Source organism: Streptomyces lycii, assembly GCF_009735685.1.
In the GTDB taxonomy this organism is placed as follows: Bacteria; Actinomycetota; Actinomycetes; order Streptomycetales; family Streptomycetaceae; genus Streptomyces; species Streptomyces lycii.
This window is the reverse complement of record NZ_WHPN01000411.1, coordinates 1-16,681: the sequence shown is the minus strand read 5'-3', so window position 1 is coordinate 16,681 and position 16,681 is coordinate 1. Positions and strand designations below refer to the sequence as shown.

Genomic DNA, 16,681 nt, shown 5'->3' with positions numbered 1-16,681 from the left:
TAGGAGCTCTCTTTCGGATCACTTGGTGACGGTTCGATTTCAGGGCCTGCTGATTCCGATGGAGCTGCCGCCTGCGACGATGCGCTGGTGAGCTATGACCTTGCGGTGTGGGACGGCGACCGTCCACTCAACGACGGCCAAGCGGGCTCGACCTACGACGAGCTCTTCGAGCGCTACCTAGAGTCGGACGATGTTGTCGTACCTCCGGTGCCGCGCATCGTGGCCTACGTGGAAGCCCTCGTCGCGCGGTACCCGGACGACGAGGGCAGTGGCGTATGGGCGTCACCGCCGGTCATTGGGGAGGCATCGGGGCCGATGGTGTACCTGCTCATGTCTTATGGCAAGGCTGAGGAGGTGTCCGAGTACGCCTCTGCGCTGGCTCGCGAGCATGGACTTGTCTGCTTCGATCCGCAGGCGGAACGCCTCCGGCCGTGAGCTGCCTTTCTCTCAGCGGGCAGACCATAGGAAGATGCCAGCAATGTGGAGTCCGGCCAGGTAGATGGTGGCGGTCTTCTCGTAGCGGGTGGCGATGCCGCGCCACTGCTTGAGGCGGTTGATGCACCGCTCGACGGTGTTGCGCTGCTTGTAGGCTTCACGGTCGAAGGCCGGTGGCCTGCCGCCTTGGCTGCCGCGTCGCAGCCGGTGGTTCCGCTGGTCCGCCGGGATGGGGATCACCGCCCGGATACCGCGTTTGCGCAGGTGGGCGCGGATCGCGCGAGATGAGTAGGCCTTGTCGGCCAGGACTACGTCCGGCCTGGTGCGCGGACGACCGCGCCGTCGAGGAACACGCAGGCGGGCCATGACACCAGCGAAGGCGGGCGCGTCGCCGGCCTGTCCGGCGGTGAGGACGAACGCGAGCGGCCGACAGCGGGCATCGGCAGCAAGGTGAATTTTCGTGGTCAGCCCGCCGCGGGAGCGACCGATGGCGTGGTCGTCCGGCTCGCCGACCGGGGCCCCTTTTTACGAGCTCCGGCCGCGTGCTGGTGAGCCCGCACGATCGTGGAGTCCACCGACACGGCCCAGCTCAGGTCCTCATCCGCGTCGGCCTGGGCAACCAGGGCGGTGAACACCCGCTCCCAGGTGCCGTCCAAGGCCCACATCCGCAACCGGTTGTAGACGCCCCGCCAGTTGCCGTACCTCTCCGGCAGGTGCACCCACTGCGTGCCGGTCTGGAACTTGTAGGCGATCGCGTCGATCATCTGGCGATGATCCCGCCAGCGCCCACCCCGCTTCGGTGTCCGGTCCGGGAGCAACGGCTCGATCCGCGCCCACTGCGCATCAGTCAACGGCACACCCGGACCAACGACCGACTGATCCAAACGAAACTGCCTAGCCGCGTCGATGTCGGCGAGTTCGATGAGGGCCACGAGCGGGCACTGCGAAGCGCCGCGATCACTGCGATCTCTCCGCCAGTGTTCGGGCTCGGTGTGCACCGTGTGGGCGAGGCAGGGAACAGGGCCGTGGTGGTGGAGATCCCGGCTAGCGTCGACGGTCCGCACCTGATCTATCGGCACGACTATTTTGGCGCTCCCGTCCGCAACGACGCCGACACGGTATGGATGAAGGAACGCCAGATCGAGGCCATGTACCGCGCTCGCTTCGACGAGCGCCGCCATGCGACCGAGGCCCTGGACTCGCTGTTCACCGAAGCCGCCGCCGGGCGCGACAGCCGCAAGCGGGCGTGGCTGATCGCGGTTGCCCACCCGCGGCTCCCTCTCGTCCGGGAGAGGCTGACGCGAGACCAGGCGCAGAAGGTGATGTCCAAGGCAGAGAGCCTTGCCTTGATGTACGCGGGGCGGGGTGGTGTTCACCCCCTGGAGAGCGTGGACCGGCTCAACCCTCGCCCTGGCCTGCGCCGGTGGGTCCTGGTGAGCACGGCAGCGGCCGCCTTTTCCAGGTGGAAGGAGGCGTGGGCCACCATCCACCACGACGGATCGGTCACCCTGGCGGCCGCTGTGGGCGGACACCGGCGTGCTGCTTCGGGCGCTGAGGGCGGGGAGTTCTTCGAGGGTCGGCACGTCGAGTCCTCTGCCATCGAGTGCTCGATCGCGGACGTGATGGCGTTGGTCCGAGCGACTGCGGACCTGACCGGTGCCGGGGAGTACGACGTGCGTGTCGGAGTCGAGTGGGCTGGCGAAGGGCCGCTGACGATTCTGCCCCGGGACACCATGGGCTTCGTTTACGACGAGGTGTCGACCCCTCTGCATCGGTATACGCCTGTCGAGACGACTGTGAATGCTGTCGCTTCTGACCTGGACTTTTTCTGGCAGGTGCACGACCTGGCGCAGGACTGCGTGAATCAGGGCGGTGTGTCGAATGTTCTGATGATCCGCCCTCCAGAGCGTGACGGGTCGGCGTAGCTGAGCTGCTCCCTGCGGGCCTGCTGTTACCGACTCCGTTCATCCCAGAAGCCGGAGTGTGCGATGGCGTCGGCGGTGACGGGTGGGGTGCGGTCGGCAAGGAGAGGGTGGGGACGGGATCCACGGTCTCCTTCTTGCGGGTGCCGGTTCGTGGCTACAGTCCAGGCCATGGCTTCTCCCGAGGCACTCGCAGCGCGCGCACTTGCCCAGGCCGCGGTGAAGCTGGCGCAGGCCGCCAGCAACCCGACCGTCATGGTTAAGCACGGCCGGCGCGAGGACCGCGCCGCCGCGTATGACCGCTTCGTCCAGGCCTGCGCTACCTTCTACCAGAGCAGGGGGAGCGACGGCGTCAACGACCTTTACGCCGCCCGCCACTCGGTGGAGCTGCGGGCACCCCGCAAGGTGAGGGAAGCCGCCGGTATCCTGTGTGACCGGATCGTGGGCGCCTGGCTCGACCCCGAGACACTCACCGCCTGGCCGCCGATCCCGACCGACAGCACTCACCCCTCCCTCGTCGGGCATCTCGTCCACGACAAGCCGCCGGTGACGGTGCCGGCATCACACGCTCCGCCACCCCGACCGGACGCCATGTCGACCAAGGTGATCGCCGACCCCGACGAGCTTCGGCAGGAGATCAGCAAGTTCATCGACCTGGCGCGGGCCGACATCAACAACCGCTGGTGGCAATGGCCCATCGCCACTCGCAACGGCGACCGGGGCTGGTGGAAGTGGACCGCCAGGCGCATGCCGTTCCTCACTCGCTGGTGGCGCGCCCGCTAGCAGAGCCGGCGTCAGCGGCCGGCATAGCGGACTGCGCAGATTTGCACCGCGAAGCCGAGCCTGGTCGTCTCGGACTTGTTCCGCACCCGCTTCATGTCGTCTTCGAGCAGCGTCCAGACCTCGGTCAGGTTATTCGGCTCCCAGTCCTGCCGCACCCGTGCTCCTCTACCCCACCCGAGATCACTCGTTCAGCTCAACGAGACGCCCAACGAGGGGAAACGACGACCACAACGGTCACGCAGCGCTACATGTCTGTTTGCCGTAGCTATACGAGGACAGGGCCGAGAGACGGGTGCTCATGTCCGCGTAGGCGTCGCTGCCAGGGCCCTCGGTCGGCGAGATCGGAGAGCCGGTGGCGGAGGCCGTCGTCGGCTCCGGCCTATGGCCTTGCGGGCTGTATCCAGTACTCATGGCACTGCCTCTCAAGTGGATCAGGTTACGGAGTGCGGGCTCAGAAGCGGGCGTACCGGATGTCGATGCAGTCCGAGCACATGGCGATCGATTCTTCACCGGGCTCTATATTGAGGACGGTCCCGCATCCGCCTTCGCACTCGATCAGGTGCTCGAAGACGGTGCCGCAGGAGAAGCACAGGGGCGTCACCCCGGGCTGGCCTGCCGCGGTCACCGCTTCCGTCACGAGGGCGCATACCCCGCACTCCGGGCAGTCGACTACCGGCGGATCGCCGCCGTCCTGGAAAGCGGAATGCTCGTCCAGGCCCAGGATGATCCATGCGTAGTTGGCGGCGGCGGACACCGGGTCGTTGGGCCACACCTGGTGGCAGAACAGGCAGCTAGGACCCTCGTCCCTGCCGTCGTAGGTGACCATGGCCCACTGCTCGCAGTCCGGGCACTGCACCGTCACGTCGGCGACCTTGGCCAGGTCGCTCCGGAGGTTGTTCATGCGCTGCTTGACCAGCGTCTCAATGCCCTTGAGTTGCAACCGGAACGAGTCCATGTCGTTCTCGACGCCCTGAGCTTCGGCGGGGTCGAGTCCTGGGATGAGGTGCTGGTGGATGAACGTGATCAGGAAGTCGAGCACCCGCGCCGCGCGGGACTCGATGGCGTACGCGTTGTACGTCAGCCCGTAGTGCTGGAGGGCGTTGCGGCTCTCGCCAAGTTCCTTGATCCGCTTCCGGTCGTTCTCATCGAGGGCCAGGCGGGCGATGCCGCGCAAACGGTCGAAGGTCTCCAGGGTGCCGCAGCTCTTGAAGTCGCCCTTCTGCCATGCGTTGTGTGTCGCTTGGGTGGGGTCGGCGAAGATGAGGCTGAAGTGCTCCTGCGCGAGCCGGGCCTTGAGCAGTACCTCGGTGGCCGCCTGGAGGTGGAGCACCGTGTACTTGAGGTCCCGGGCGCCGGGTGGCTTCTCGCCTTCGGTCAGGTGCTGGAAGACGCTCGAAAGGTAGTCCATGCCGTTGGTCACGGGGGCGTAGGACAGGTCCGGCCGCTTGGACGGGCGCTCCGCCTTCTCGCTCTGGGCGGGCACCGCCGCCGGCGTCGGGGCCTGATCCGCGCCGCCCTCGGGTTCGGCGGGGTGCTGCGCGCCTGTCTGGTCGGTCATTGAGTTCCTTGCCCCTAGGTACCGGTTATTCCAAGGAGAATCGTCGCCCCTCGCAGGTCAGTCAAATGGTTGCATCAACGAGCGGACAGCGCCGATAAGATCGAAACGACTTCGGCGGATACTTCGTGGAGGCCAATCCCAAATATCCGTCATGATCGGTAATGTCCCGCCGTCAGCACGGTGTTCGTGCGGGACGAAGTTGTCTGGGATCCGGTGTGGCCTGACGTCGAAGGGCTGGGCATCGACGCGGTGGACGTCGTCGGGGACGTGGTGTGGATCTACCTGCATGGCCGGCGGCAGACGGTAGCGTGCCCTCGTGCGGCGTGGCCGCCGTCACGCGTGCACAGCACGTTGTGGAAGTTCACATAATGGCCCAGCTTCTGACGTGGGCAGACGGCAAGGCAGATCGCGAGCTGTTTCCAACTTCAGCTTGAGCAGGTCAGATGCAGGGTGAGGACCGCACCCGCAGCAACCGCTTCAAGCGCTGAACACTTCGCGAAGCTTTGTGAAGGGCACGGCTTACGTGTCCAGAAGTCGGTCTTCGAAATCGTCGCCAGCGACGTCGACCTGCTGAAACTCTTGGCCGAAGTCGAGTACATCATCGACTCGGACCTGGACAACGTACGCGTCTACCGCCTCCCGCACGACGGCCTGACTCAGGTCCGCACGCTTGGAGTCGCCCAGATACAGTCACACCGCGAAGACGCCATCCTCTGACCTACTTCGGAACCACAAGCAGACACGCGACACGCCAACCGCACCGAAGCAAAATTCCCTATATCCGCCTCTTTGTCCTCTACGGGTGCTGGGCCCACGGGCGATCGATGCGGACTTTTCGCTGGTCAACCAGCGTGGCGGTCACCCTCCGGGGCGACCGAGGATCGCAACACCGGATCGAGCCACTCGGAGAAGTGGCGCGGGCCGGTGGCGGTCACCCTCCGGGGCGACCGAGGATCGCAACTGCACGCCCTCATCGACGAGGCGCTGGAGGTCGCTGGTGGCGGTCACCCTCCGGGGCGACCGAGGATCGCAACCACATAAGGGAGTAGACTATGGCGACATGGAGTAAGGTGGCGGTCACCCTCCGGGGCGACCGAGGATCGCAACCTCGAAGCCAAGTCGAATCCGAGCGTTCCGCTGCTGGTGGCGGTCACCCTCCGGGGCGACCGAGGATCGCAACATCCGCATGTACCCCGACCACACCGGCGGCGCCGCCGTGGCGGTCACCCTCCGGGGCGACCGAGGATCGCAACGAATGGCGCATCGCGTCGTACCGGGACGGCGACGGCGTGGCGGTCACCCTCCGGGGCGGCCGAGGATCGCAACTCCGCACCCGGCGTACTGAGCGACGGCACCGTGCCCGTGGCGGTCACCCTCCGGGGCGACCGAGGATCGCAACCGGTGCAGTACGGGCAATATGCGCCTGTACAAGCACGTGGCGGTCACCCTCCGGGGCGACCGAGGATCGCAACGGGGTGTGCTGGGTGGGGCCTCCCGCGCTCGGCGCGTGGCGGTCACCCTCCGGGGCGACCGAGGATCGCAACGACCAGGGCGAGACGGCCGTGAGCCTGAGCCGGGCTGTGGCGGTCACCCTCCGGGGCGACCGAGGATCGCAACGTGGTCTTGGGGCGGTGGCCGGCGGAGAGGATCCAGTGGCGGTCACCCTCCGGGGCGGCCGAGGATCGCAACCTGTCGATCATCACGTGTGGGATCTGGGCCATCACGGTGGCGGTCACCCTCCGGGGCGACCGAGGGTCGCAACCGGGCGGTAGTCTCCGACACCGCGTAGGCCTGGCAGTGGCGGTCACCCTCCGGGGCGACCGAGGACGCAACGGCGCACGCCGTCTCCCAAGGCCCTTGGGAGCCTCGTGGCGGTTACCCTCCGGGGCGACCGAGGATCGCAACGCCAGGAGTGCCAGGACCTCGATGCGGATCTGCTGCGTGGCGGTCACCCTCCGGGGCGGCCGAGGATCGCAACTCCTCGGCGCACCAGGCGGAACGTGTTCCCGGAACCAGCCGAGGATCCGGGAACTGCTCGAGGTCTGGCCGGGCATGCCTGCGACGGTGGTGGCCGAGCGGATCGGCTGGCAGCGGGGGACGACAGTTCTGCGGGACCGGCCCATGCTCTGCGCTGATGCTCGCGCACCTTCGCGCCCTGGGCTCCGGGCGGTCACAAGATCCGTCGGACAGGCCCTGGCGTGCACGTCGGTGTGTGGACCACCCGATACGGGGCAGGCCGACAGGGTCCAGCACCCGATGAGGCACCAGCGGAGTGACTGTGCCGGGGACACAACTCTGTCGGTGGAGGCGGCGCCGGCATGGACGCGCGGTCAGTAGGCGTGATTCAGGCAGACACGAACGCAGCGTTCAGCCGAGTGGCACCTGTGTGTGCGGGGTCCACTCATACATCCGGTTGTCGCGGTGCAGCATGATCAGCTCGGCAGACGTGATGTGTGCTTTTGCCGGTGGGATGTCGAGTTGTGCGAGTGCCTGGGCGACAGGCTCGGTCTGCCGGTCGGCGGCGTTGTAGGCGACGGAGACGTGTGGGGTGAATCCCTCGGCGCGCTCGGGAACATCGTCCAGGACGTCGCCGATGGCGGCCCGGATGGCGTTCCGTACGGCATGAATGGGTTTTTCGGGGCGGGCGGGCAGCAGGATGGCCTCGGGGTGGATGACGGCGGGTCCCAGCTCGACCTCGGCGGGGGGTACTTGGGCCAGTCGGGTGGCTGCGGCGGAGGCGATGTCCTGGATGGTGTTCTCGTCGACCTCGTTGACGAACCCGATGCCCTGCATGGTGAGGTGTAGCCACCGGTTGGGAATGAGGGTGAGGTCGGGCAGCTCTGCCAGCCCTTCCCGGTAGGCGGCGGCGGCTCGGTGCACGTCGGTCTGGCCGTCGAAGGTCAGGTGCCAGGTGTAGAAGCGGCGGCCGACGTCCCAGCCCGGACGCCACCACCAGTGATCTTTCATGCGCTCCGGCTGCGTGGTCATGGGGCGTGATCCTCTCAGGCCGGGCCGGTATCTGACGAGAGGGCGGCCCGCGGCGCGCTGTCGGTACACCAGTCGTTGATCTCTCCGCGGAGTGCGGCACCGGCCGCGCCGCTTGCCCGGGTGCGCGCCATCGTGGTGGAGAGGTCGCGCATACGCCGGATGACGGGCTCCAAGCGGTGGTCGGGGGGCATGGCGAGGACCGGGCGCAGCGCGTCGGTGGCGCCGTCGGAGTCGCGCAGGGCGAGGTGGGCCTGGGCCATGGCGATGTGCATCTGGGCGCTGGTGCCGTAGGAGTGCGGTTGCTGTGTTGTGACGGCGTCCAGGGCTGTGTGCAGGGCAGCGGCCGGGTCTCCCGTGCGGAGTTGGACGGCGGAGTTGTAGTTGGCTCGCCGGTAGGCGCTGCAGGAGAAGAGTCCGCCGATGTCGTCGTGTCCGGGAGCGGTGTCTTCGTTCTCGGCCCGGGTGAGGGCGGCGCGGGCTTCCGCGGCGGCTCCGAGTTGGGACCAGGCGTCTGCTTCCTGGCAGGCGAGGAGGGTGCTGACTGTGCCTGTCGTGGTGTACGAGGCGCCACGGCGTGCGTGAGTGATGGCGTCACGGAGGCGCCCGTCCCAGAAGGCGATTTTGGACCGGATGGAGAGGACCCAGGCCCAGAGCTCGTTGTGGCCGGCGAGTTCGGCACAGAGCCAGGCGGTGCGCCCCTGGGTGTCGGCGTCGCGGAGGCATCCGAAGTCCGAGCTCATCCAGGCGAGGAGGCCGCAGAGGTATCCGGAGGCGACGTAGAGATCTGCGGACTGCCGGGGATGCTGGTGGCCTTCCAGCAGAGCGAAGACACGGTCCCGGAGATGCCGGGTTCGGGCGAACAGGGCGGCGGGGTCTCCGGTGAGGTAGTCACGGGACAAGGCCCGGATGTCCGCCATGAACTGCTCGATCGCGATCTCGCCCACGTTGGACGCCTCGGCCCAGGACGCCCATGCTGCCGACTCCTCGGCGGCCGCCTGAATGGGCGTCGCTCCATCCCGCACCGCCATCACACTCGGGGCGGCAGTCTGCTGCTCTTGGCTGTCCGCGGCTGCTGTCGGCTCTGCGGTGTGCCGTAGGACCCGGAGCTCGGCCTCGGGGAGCATGCGCCGGTCCTCGATGTCGAGCAACTGGCCGATGGTGCAGCCGTACACCTCGGCGAGGATCCCGAGGACGGGCAGGGTGGGCCTGCGGCCGGACGGGGACGGCCACTTTTCCCACTTGCCGACGAGGGAGGCGTCAGCAGCGAGCGCTTCGCCGGGGCGTTGGGCGGCTGCCGCGTCGATGCGGTCGGCGGTTTCCTGGAGTGTCCAGCCGTGGGCATGCCGCCACGCTTCCCGGGGGCGCATGCGGTACCGGGCGCGCATCTCGGTGGCGATCTCAGCCGGAGTCAATCCGGCGTCATTCATCTCTTGGCGCAGGCCGTCGCGCTCCGCCTTGCATCCGGACTTCGGGTGAGCCATTCGCGATCTCCTCGTGCTCGCTCCTGCACTCACGGTAGCCATGGGCAGGTGCGTGAGAGGCCCGTTGTTGTTGAGCCGTGCGGCCGCCCCGTCCACCCAACCGGCGGAATATCGCGTTTCCCCAGCTCACATGCCTGTGCCCGGTCCAGAGAAGTTGGACACCGGTGCCCGTGACGGCTACGCGCCCGGATTGGGACTGTAGGAGCTCCACAAATCCGCTACAGCGGTCGTTGCTTGGGAGTTCCCCGTGCCAACCAGAGTGAAAGTAGAACCCGCGCCAGGCCCTTGGCAGCCTCCGGCCGGGCGGGCGAAGCAGCCGGGCCGGATCACGCCCGCGGCGCGCGCCTACCGGGACCGTCGCCCGGACCCGGAGCGGTGGACCGAAGCGGAGTGGGAGACCTACGGCGAGCTGGGCGGCATCGCATGAGCGCCGTGGAGCCGAGCCTGCTGGGGCGGAGTGACATGCCGCCCGAAGTCCTCCCAGGTCGCCCGCCGAATCCGCCGGTGCAGCAGGAGCGGCAGTCGGCCGAAGCCGTGCGGAACGTGGACGTGGTGCGTGCCCCGTCCTTCATCGCCGATCAGGCGCTGCCCCGGCTCGGTGACGAGGTCGGGGCGGTGATCCGTGACGTGTACCTGCACCGCGTGTACTGGCTGCTGCCGGCCGGCTCGGCCGGGGCATGGATGCCGCTGCGGCATGTGGAGACCTACGGACCGGGTGCCTCGGTCGAGGTCCCGGCTGCCGATTGCACGAAGGGGGTGCGCCGTTTCTGGCAGGTGCCTCCCGGCCGGGGCCGCCTGCTGACTGACCCGGAGCTGCTGCACGACGTCCTGAGGCCGTTGGTGCTCCGGGCGTACGGCCCGATCGAGCCGGGATGGTAGCGGTGCAGCAACTTGCCTTCGTGTTGCTGATTTTCGCGACGGCTGCCGCGGTCCTCGTGCCCCTCCTGGTGACGGCGACGCCGCCGAGTTGATGCGCCCCTCCCGGCAGCGGGCCGCGAACGCGCCCGGGGTTCTGCCCCTTGAACTGCTCGCCCCTGCCCATGTGCTCCCCCCGTAGCCGTGGGTCGGGGCGGGCTCCCCACCACCCGGGTCCGGCCGCACGGCGGTGCCGGCCGGACCCGGGCCCTCAGTGACGACGAGAGTGAGCGAGATCAGCGGTGGACGACACGAGGCGGCTGGAGAAGCTGCTGTACGAGCTATGGAGCGGTGACTGGCAGCCGGCGGCTGCCCGGGCCGGTGAGGTGATGCGCGAGGAGATGATCCGGCTCGGGGTCTGGCAGACCGCAGTACCGGCGGACCGGGCCGCCGTGCTCTGGTCGGTGGCCACCGGCCGGATGATCAGCGAGGAACGAACGCCCTACCCGGACCGCACCAAGGAACGCCTGTCCCGCCTGGCGGGGCTGGTGCAGCACGTGTCCCGAATGTGTGAACGCGCCCCGTATCTCTCCCAGCGGACGGTCGATCTGCGGCAGGCGGAGGAGATCTACCAGCGACTGCTGGCGCTCCCGGAGGGCTGGCGGCAGGAGGCCGTACGACGCGTCGTGATGGGCGGCGAGGACGTCACGCACGTGGTGGCCGATGCACAGATCGCCCGCAACCGGGTGCGGTCCTACGGGATCGATCCGAACGAGGCAGGGGACGTGTCGGCCGCAGGGGTGGCGTCGTGATGACCCACCGGAGCGGTCCCGATCTGGACTGGCTGCTGGAGTCCCTGATCCAGAGGATCCCCCGTACCCGCTGCGCTGTCCTGCTCTCCTCGGACGGGCTGGTCAAGGCCGCGCACGGCACGCAGACCGACACCGCGGACGCGCTCGCCGCCGCGGCGTCCGCGATCTACGCCCTCGCCCGCGGCCTCGCCTCAGCCATCGGAGACCAGGGCAACGTCCGGCAGATCGTCGCCGAAGTCGGCGATCACGTCGTGCTCGTGGCGACCGGCGGCGAAGGAGCCCGGCTCCTGGTGGCCGCCGAGCGAGACGCCGACCTGACCGTCCTCGGCTACGAGATGGCCAGCCTCGCCAAGAGCGTCGGCACCCACCTGGCCACCCCCACCCGCCACGTTCCCACCCCCACATCCGACCGATGACTCTCTTGGAGGTTTGCCATGGCGACACCCACGCGCCGACCCTTGCCGATTCTCGCCCCGCAGCAGGCAGCCGGCTTCCACGCCAAGATCGCTGACCCGATCGAGTACCGGAAATCGGGACTGTCCCTGAACTGGATCGTGGGCTGCCCGTTGGAATGCGGGTACTGCATCCGGCACCTGCTCGACAATTTCGGCATGAAGGTGCCCCGGCGGCTGATGGACGACGAGGACGCGGCGCGCGCCCTGGTGGAGCACCGGTATTTCGTGGAGCACGTCACGCCGATCCAGCTGCTGAACAAGGCCACGGACCCGATGCTGCCGGCGGTCAAACCGCACCTGTTCGCCGTGCTGCGGCACCTGGACGACAGGGAGCTGACCAACCACACGTTGATCATCACACGGTGGCGCGTAGAGCCGGAGGACTGCGAGGTCTTGAACTCCTTCAAGCATCTGAAAATCACGGTGCTGGTCACCCACTCCAACATCAGCGACGACCGCATCGAGCCGGTCGACTCCGCCATCGCCGCGCGCAGTCTGCGCACGCTGACCGAGCACGCCGAGGGGTACCGCACCGTCCTGTATTGGCGGCCGATCGTCCCCGGCCTCAACGACAGCGACGCCGACCTGGAGCGGGCCCGTCAACTCGCGGAGCACGCGCACGCCACGGTGTTCACCGGCCTGTTCTTCCGGCACCAGATCGCCGACTACTACAAGGCGAACGGTCTGCCCATGCCGTACGACGACACCGCACGCCGCAAGATCATGCCCCGCGAGGCGGAACAGCGGATCCTCGACTTCTTCCACCGCCCCGACGACCGTGAGGCACCTTGGGGCCCGCTGTTCCGCAAGACCAGCTGCGCGGTCACCTTCGCCCACGGGGAGCCCGACTACAACGGGCACTACGGCATCCGGGAACTGTGCACCATCTGCCCACGCGCCCAGCTCGCCCGGTGCGCTGGGGCCTGGACCAAGCCGGACCTGCGGCACGTGACCGACGACGCCCGCCGGCTCGGCGCCACCGGGGCGGTCACCATCAACGAGCGGGCCATCACCGTCGAGGGCCTGGACGAGCCGCCGCGCTACTACCTCCAGCACCGGTACGGCTTCCAGTGCCACGACCGGGACAAGCCCCACCTGCCCCACCAACACGGCCGAGCCCCCATCGGCTGGAACCAGGAGAACGGAGCCCCCGCATCGTGAATTTCACCCACTGGCCCGCGCTGTGCGCGGTGGACGTCGAAGGCAACGGGGCCCGCCCCCCGGACCTGGTGGAAGTCGCCACCCTGCCGATCCGCGACGGCCGCCTCGACACCGGCCGGCAGTGGCTGATCCGCCCACCCCGCCCCATCACCTGGCAGGCCACCCGAGTCCACAACCTGACCACCGACGACGTGTCCCAATGCCCACCCTGGCAGGACGTGGCCGACGAGATCCGCACCGCCCTCAACGACACCTGGATCTGCGCCCACCACGCCCACGTCGACTACCGGGTGCTGAACGCACACCTGCCCGACTGGCAACCGGCCGGAGTCCTGGACACGCTCCGTCTGGCCAAGCACACCGTTCCGGGCCTGAACGGCTACTCCCTGGACGCACTGATCCGGCACTTCGGCCTCGACCTGACCGCCGCCCCCGGCGAACGGCACCGCGCCGCCTACGACGCGTACGCCGCCGGACAGCTCCTGCTCACCCTGGCCGTCCACTACGACTCATGGCAGACGCTGGCCGCCGCGGCCGCCCCATCCCGCCTCCCGGGCAGCCCCGACAACGACGAGAAAGAGCCCACCCTGTGGTAACCCCGACCCCGACCGCCCGTATCGGCGTCCTCGGCACCCAGTTCACCGGCAAAACAACTCTGGCCAAGAACATCGTCATGGAGCTCCGTGGCCACGGGCTGACCGTGACCCGTGTGGGCCGCCTGGCCAAGCGCGCCGCCGCCCTCGGCCTGCCGAAGATGACCCAGCAGGACGCCCGCGCCACCGAGTGGCTCATCGCCCAGGGCATCGCCGACGAAACCGCCGCCCTGGTCGATGCCGAAGTCGTCATCGCCGACGGGCCCGTCCTCGCCCCGCTGGCCTACTACACCGCGGCGCAAGAACTCCGCGGGGACGCGGACGCCGACAACGCTCCCGTCCTTGAACGGCTACGACTCCAGGCGTCACTGCACGCACCGCGGTACGACCTGCTGATCGCCACCATCCTCGACCCGAACGAGAGCAACGGCGGAGCCCACTACGACCCGCAGTTCCGGACCCTGGTGGACCAGCACACCCACCGGCTGCTCGCCGACCTGGAGATCGAGCACATCACGGCGGAGAACTCCACCACCTCACAGACCGAAGCCGTCAACCGCGCGGTGGCCGTCGCCCGGAAGGCGGTGGGCCAGTGACCACCGGGCCCGGGGGAACCATCACCATCGCCGACAAGACCGTCTCCCGCCTCGGGCTCGGCACCATGCGCCTGACCGGACCCGGCACCTGGCGCGACCCGGCCGACCGCCACAAGGCCATCGACGTGCTGCGTCGCGCCGTGTACGAGCACGGCATCACGCACATCGACACCGCCGACGCCTACGGCCCGCACTCCGCCGAAACCCTCATCCGCGACGCCCTGTACCCCTACCCCGACCACGTGCTCATCGCCACGAAGGTCGGCATGGTCCGCCCCGGGCCCAACCTGTGGGCACCACTGGGCCGGCCCAGCTACCTCCGCGCCGCGGTGGAGGGGAGCTTGCGGCGCCTCGGAGTCGATGCACTGGACCTGTGCTACCTCCACCGGATCGACCCCGCCGTGCCGCTGACCGCCCAAGTCGGCGAACTCGCAAGCCTCCAGCGGGAAGGGAAGATCCGGCACATCGGCCTGTCCAAGGTCAGCACCGACCAGATCAGCCTCGCCCTCGGCCTGACGAAAATCGCCGCCGTGCAGAACGTACTCAACATCTCCCAGCCACACGATCCGGCACTGGAATTCTGCCGAGACCACGGAATTCCCTACGTGCCCTACCGGCCACTCGACGCCGGCCGCCTCGCCACGCCCTCCGGGATCTCGAAGCCGCTGGAATGGCTGCTGCAACTCGGAGAACACATCGCACCCATCCCGGGTACCAGCTCGCCTCAGCACCTGGCTGAAATCACCGCCGCATGCGCCCCGTCACACTGTCGTTGCGCAGATTCCTCTGCTGCTCCCATGCCTGCGAGGCACTTACGGCGACCAGGAGTGCGTGCGCCATGATGGCGATCACCGCGACCCGGGCGAGGCGGGAGCGCATCGTCAGAGCGCGGCGCCATCGCTGATACCAGCGCCGAGGCTTGGAAGTCATGGTTCCTCAAGCAGTCGTCGAAGTTGGCGGGTCGAGAGGTGGGCCGCCGGGGCAAGTATTCCGTGAGCCGTTATGCACGGGGGAGCACGTGGCCGGAATGGGAGGCGTGCCCCGACGGCGGTCCATCGGCGGGTGTGCCGGGGCGAGCGGAGCGCCGGTACGCCTCGTGTTCAGGGCCCGCCGGAGCAAGGGTGGGAACCCGTCCCGTCAGGCGCGCACACCGCGGCCGGAGGAAGCCGGGAACGGGTCAGGCTCAGCCAGTCGTGCAGCGACTGTGGGTCAGTGAGATAAGGCGTGCCCGGCGGGATCAGCCACAGGTAGACGCACCGCCGCTCCAGCGGCCGGCCCGACCGAGACGTGCACGCCCGGATTACCTCGTAGTGGTCCCCACAGGCAGGGCATGTCATCAGTAGACGGGTGTCGTCGACAGCTGCGGATTGCCCGGGGAGAACCTACCTCGAGGCGGGTCGTGGAGGATGATCACCGATTCGGCCCGCGATGGAGGCTGGTCTGGCGGCGTCCCGCATGCGGCCTCGGGCCGGCCGGATAAGGTCACACTACGAAGACGCCATCCTCGGACCTACTTCGGAACCACAAGCAGACACGCGACACGCCGATCGCACCGAAGCAAAATTTCGTTTATCGACACTTTTGTCGCCTGTAGGGGGCCGCACTCGTGGTAAGAAATGGGGAGTCTTCGCTGATGAACCAGGGGTGGCGGTCGCCCTCCGGGACGACCGAGGATCGCAACCACAATCCGATCCGATCCGTCACCGAAGACGGCCGCGTGGCGGTCGCCCTCCGGGACGACCGAGGATCGCAACCTCGCCATGAGCGGTGCAGCTCGCGCCTCCGTCGTCGTGGCGGTCGCCCTCCGGGACGACCGAGGATCGCAACACCACGATGACCTGGGACGACAACACCACCTACACCGTGGCGGTCGCCCTCCGGGACGACCCAGGATCGCAACCGCACGAAGCGGGCCGCGAAGGAATGGGGCGAGGACCGTGGCGGTCGCCCTTCGGGACGACCGAGGATCGCAACTACAGGGCCAGCGCGACGATCATCCCCAGCAGTGCAGTGGCGGTCGCCCTTCGGGACGACCGAGGATCGCAACCCCATCGACGACGCCGCGGCCGAGATCGAGCAGATGTGGCGGTCGCCCTTCGGGACGACCGAGGATCGCAACAGCGACGACGGGATCGACGGCGACCCGAGCGACACGGTGGCGGTCGCTCTCCGGGACGACCGAGGATCGCAACCGCATGTTGGAGCCCCACGAGATCGGCCGGGCCATGGTGGCGGTCGCCCTCCGGGACGACCGAGGATCGCAACGACATGCTCCGCGGCCTCGTGCAGCGCGCCAGCCGCGTGGCGGTCGCCCTCCGGGAGGACCGGGGGACCGCAACGAGTTCGGACAGCCGATCTTGGTTGGCCACCACAGCGGTGGCCGCCGTCGTTCGGGGCGACTGAGGATCGCAACACCTGCCTCACCGATGAGATCTGCGAAGCCGCCTGGCGTGGCGGGCGCCAGCACCGGATTGACGCAGGCCCGGGTGGCGGTATACCGAGATAACCCGGAGATACGAAACTCAGTCTGTAGGGCACTACTCGCTCAAAAGTGGATTCGCATTCCGGGATGTAAGTTCTGACAGATCTCATGAAAGTGGTATTCCGCTTCTCGTAGAGCATTGGTGTCGTGGTCGTGGACCGTTCGCGATCACTGGAGGCGTTCACCGTGACACCGCTCTTGTTCATCGCTTTTCTGCTGCTGCCATCTGTTGTGGTCTCTGGCCCGTTCGCCGGTGTTGGCGTGCGCGAGTATGTCGGACCGGGGCGAGGCCGTCACCGACGTGTCGTGCGCGGGCGGCACGCAGCTCGGGGTGGGCGGCGATGATCCGGAACCCCGCCCGGGAAGCTGCAACGTGGGTCGTATGACGCTGGAGCAGTTGCACTCACAATGCGACGTCGCAGGCTCGCACGGCAATGGAGTCGGCTCTCGATCAGCTCGGTCATGAAGGCGAATTGGTCAGCGATGCGGTGCTGGCTGTCTCGGAGCTTGTCGCGAATGCTGTCGAGCATGCGACGGGGCCGTACGAGATTCGGCTACGC

At 68.2% G+C, this 16,681-nt stretch carries 17 protein-coding genes, 1 pseudogene and 2 CRISPR repeat arrays; of the genes and pseudogenes, 13 read left to right on the top strand and 5 right to left on the bottom strand.

The genetic code is table 11. The annotated features are described in order from the left end of the window. Positions 1 to 87: 87 nt before the first annotated feature. On the top strand, positions 88 to 435 hold the full coding sequence (locus GCU69_RS29215) for a hypothetical protein (protein ID WP_156206302.1): 348 nt from the start codon (positions 88 to 90) through the stop codon (positions 433 to 435). Between the two features lie 12 nt (positions 436 to 447). Here the strand turns inward: GCU69_RS29215 and GCU69_RS29210 are convergent. Next, positions 448 to 1,319, bottom strand: a protein-coding gene (locus GCU69_RS29210; protein WP_408055805.1) for an IS5 family transposase whose coding sequence is annotated in 2 segments (ribosomal slippage) — positions 448 to 933 and positions 936 to 1,319 — 870 coding nt in all. Because the reading frame shifts where the segments join, the coding sequence is not laid out codon by codon here. A gap of 141 nt (positions 1,320 to 1,460) precedes the next feature. Here GCU69_RS29210 and GCU69_RS29205 point away from each other — a divergent pair. Continuing rightward, on the top strand, positions 1,461 to 2,360 hold the full coding sequence (locus tag GCU69_RS29205; protein WP_218037999.1) for an ATP-binding protein: 900 nt from the start codon (positions 1,461 to 1,463) through the stop codon (positions 2,358 to 2,360). Positions 2,361 to 2,528: 168 nt separating this feature from the next. Further along, complete coding sequence (locus GCU69_RS29200) at positions 2,529 to 3,140, top strand: hypothetical protein (RefSeq protein WP_156207682.1); 612 nt, start codon at positions 2,529 to 2,531, stop codon at positions 3,138 to 3,140. A gap of 11 nt (positions 3,141 to 3,151) precedes the next feature. Here GCU69_RS29200 and GCU69_RS29195 read toward each other — a convergent pair whose 3' ends face one another. Both GCU69_RS29195 and GCU69_RS29190 read right to left on the bottom strand, forming a co-directional pair. Further along, the gene (locus GCU69_RS29195; protein ID WP_156207681.1) at positions 3,152 to 3,295 is read right to left on the bottom strand and encodes a DUF4158 domain-containing protein; all 144 of its coding nucleotides are present in this window, start codon (positions 3,293 to 3,295) and stop codon (positions 3,152 to 3,154) included. Between the two features lie 296 nt (positions 3,296 to 3,591). Beyond that, the gene (locus tag GCU69_RS29190) at positions 3,592 to 4,698 is read right to left on the bottom strand and encodes a hypothetical protein (protein WP_156207680.1); all 1,107 of its coding nucleotides are present in this window, start codon (positions 4,696 to 4,698) and stop codon (positions 3,592 to 3,594) included. A 450-nt stretch (positions 4,699 to 5,148) separates the two neighbouring features. On the opposite strand from GCU69_RS29190, the gene cas2 reads away from it, so the two are divergent. After that, entirely contained in the window at positions 5,149 to 5,415 is a 267-nt protein-coding gene (gene cas2 / locus GCU69_RS29185) for a CRISPR-associated endonuclease Cas2 (protein WP_156207679.1), read from the top strand. Positions 5,416 to 5,549: 134 nt separating this feature from the next. Next, positions 5,550 to 6,676: a CRISPR direct-repeat array (repeat unit 37 nt; unit sequence GTGGCGGTCACCCTCCGGGGCGACCGAGGATCGCAAC). Between the two features lie 389 nt (positions 6,677 to 7,065). Here the strand turns inward: cas2 and GCU69_RS29180 are convergent. Both GCU69_RS29180 and GCU69_RS29175 read right to left on the bottom strand, forming a co-directional pair. Further along, positions 7,066 to 7,686: a 2'-5' RNA ligase family protein gene (locus GCU69_RS29180; protein ID WP_235978774.1), complete on the bottom strand. Its 621-nt coding sequence runs from the start codon at positions 7,684 to 7,686 to the stop codon at positions 7,066 to 7,068. A gap of 14 nt (positions 7,687 to 7,700) precedes the next feature. Then, positions 7,701 to 9,167 (bottom strand): helix-turn-helix domain-containing protein, encoded by a 1,467-nt coding sequence (locus tag GCU69_RS29175; protein WP_235978773.1) that lies wholly within the window; start codon positions 9,165 to 9,167, stop codon positions 7,701 to 7,703. Positions 9,168 to 9,414: 247 nt separating this feature from the next. Between GCU69_RS29175 and GCU69_RS29170 the strand changes: the two genes are divergently transcribed. The 9 genes and pseudogenes from GCU69_RS29170 to GCU69_RS34640 all read left to right on the top strand — a co-directional run. Next, a complete protein-coding gene (locus tag GCU69_RS29170; RefSeq protein ID WP_156207678.1) occupies positions 9,415 to 9,594 on the top strand; it encodes a hypothetical protein in 180 nt (59 codons plus the stop codon). Positions 9,595 to 9,671: 77 nt separating this feature from the next. Beyond that, positions 9,672 to 10,046 (top strand): hypothetical protein, encoded by a 375-nt coding sequence (locus GCU69_RS29165; protein WP_156207677.1) that lies wholly within the window; start codon positions 9,672 to 9,674, stop codon positions 10,044 to 10,046. Positions 10,047 to 10,324: 278 nt separating this feature from the next. Beyond that, entirely contained in the window at positions 10,325 to 10,834 is a 510-nt protein-coding gene (locus tag GCU69_RS29160) for a hypothetical protein (RefSeq protein WP_156207676.1), read from the top strand. Further along, the gene (locus GCU69_RS29155) at positions 10,834 to 11,250 is read left to right on the top strand and encodes a roadblock/LC7 domain-containing protein (RefSeq protein ID WP_156207675.1); all 417 of its coding nucleotides are present in this window, start codon (positions 10,834 to 10,836) and stop codon (positions 11,248 to 11,250) included. Before GCU69_RS29160 ends, GCU69_RS29155 begins: the two co-directional genes overlap by 1 nt. Before the next feature lie 18 nt (positions 11,251 to 11,268). Next, positions 11,269 to 12,450 carry a radical SAM protein gene (locus GCU69_RS29150; RefSeq protein WP_156207674.1) on the top strand — a complete coding sequence of 394 codons (1,182 nt, stop codon included), beginning with the start codon at positions 11,269 to 11,271 and terminating at the stop codon, positions 12,448 to 12,450. After that, positions 12,447 to 13,046: a 3'-5' exonuclease gene (locus tag GCU69_RS29145; protein WP_156207673.1), complete on the top strand. Its 600-nt coding sequence runs from the start codon at positions 12,447 to 12,449 to the stop codon at positions 13,044 to 13,046. The genes GCU69_RS29150 and GCU69_RS29145 overlap by 4 nt, the downstream gene beginning before the upstream one ends. Continuing rightward, positions 13,040 to 13,639 (top strand): AAA family ATPase, encoded by a 600-nt coding sequence (locus GCU69_RS29140; protein ID WP_156207672.1) that lies wholly within the window; start codon positions 13,040 to 13,042, stop codon positions 13,637 to 13,639. The genes GCU69_RS29145 and GCU69_RS29140 overlap by 7 nt, the downstream gene beginning before the upstream one ends. Beyond that, positions 13,636 to 14,481 (top strand): aldo/keto reductase, encoded by an 846-nt coding sequence (locus GCU69_RS29135; protein WP_235978772.1) that lies wholly within the window; start codon positions 13,636 to 13,638, stop codon positions 14,479 to 14,481. The genes GCU69_RS29140 and GCU69_RS29135 overlap by 4 nt, the downstream gene beginning before the upstream one ends. Positions 14,482 to 15,283: 802 nt before the next feature. Next, positions 15,284 to 15,904: direct repeats of the CRISPR family, unit length 37 nt; unit sequence GTGGCGGTCGCCCTTCGGGACGACCGAGGATCGCAAC. Between the two features lie 639 nt (positions 15,905 to 16,543). Further along, a pseudogene (locus tag GCU69_RS34640) lies at positions 16,544 to 16,681 on the top strand (ATP-binding protein); the annotation flags it as partial.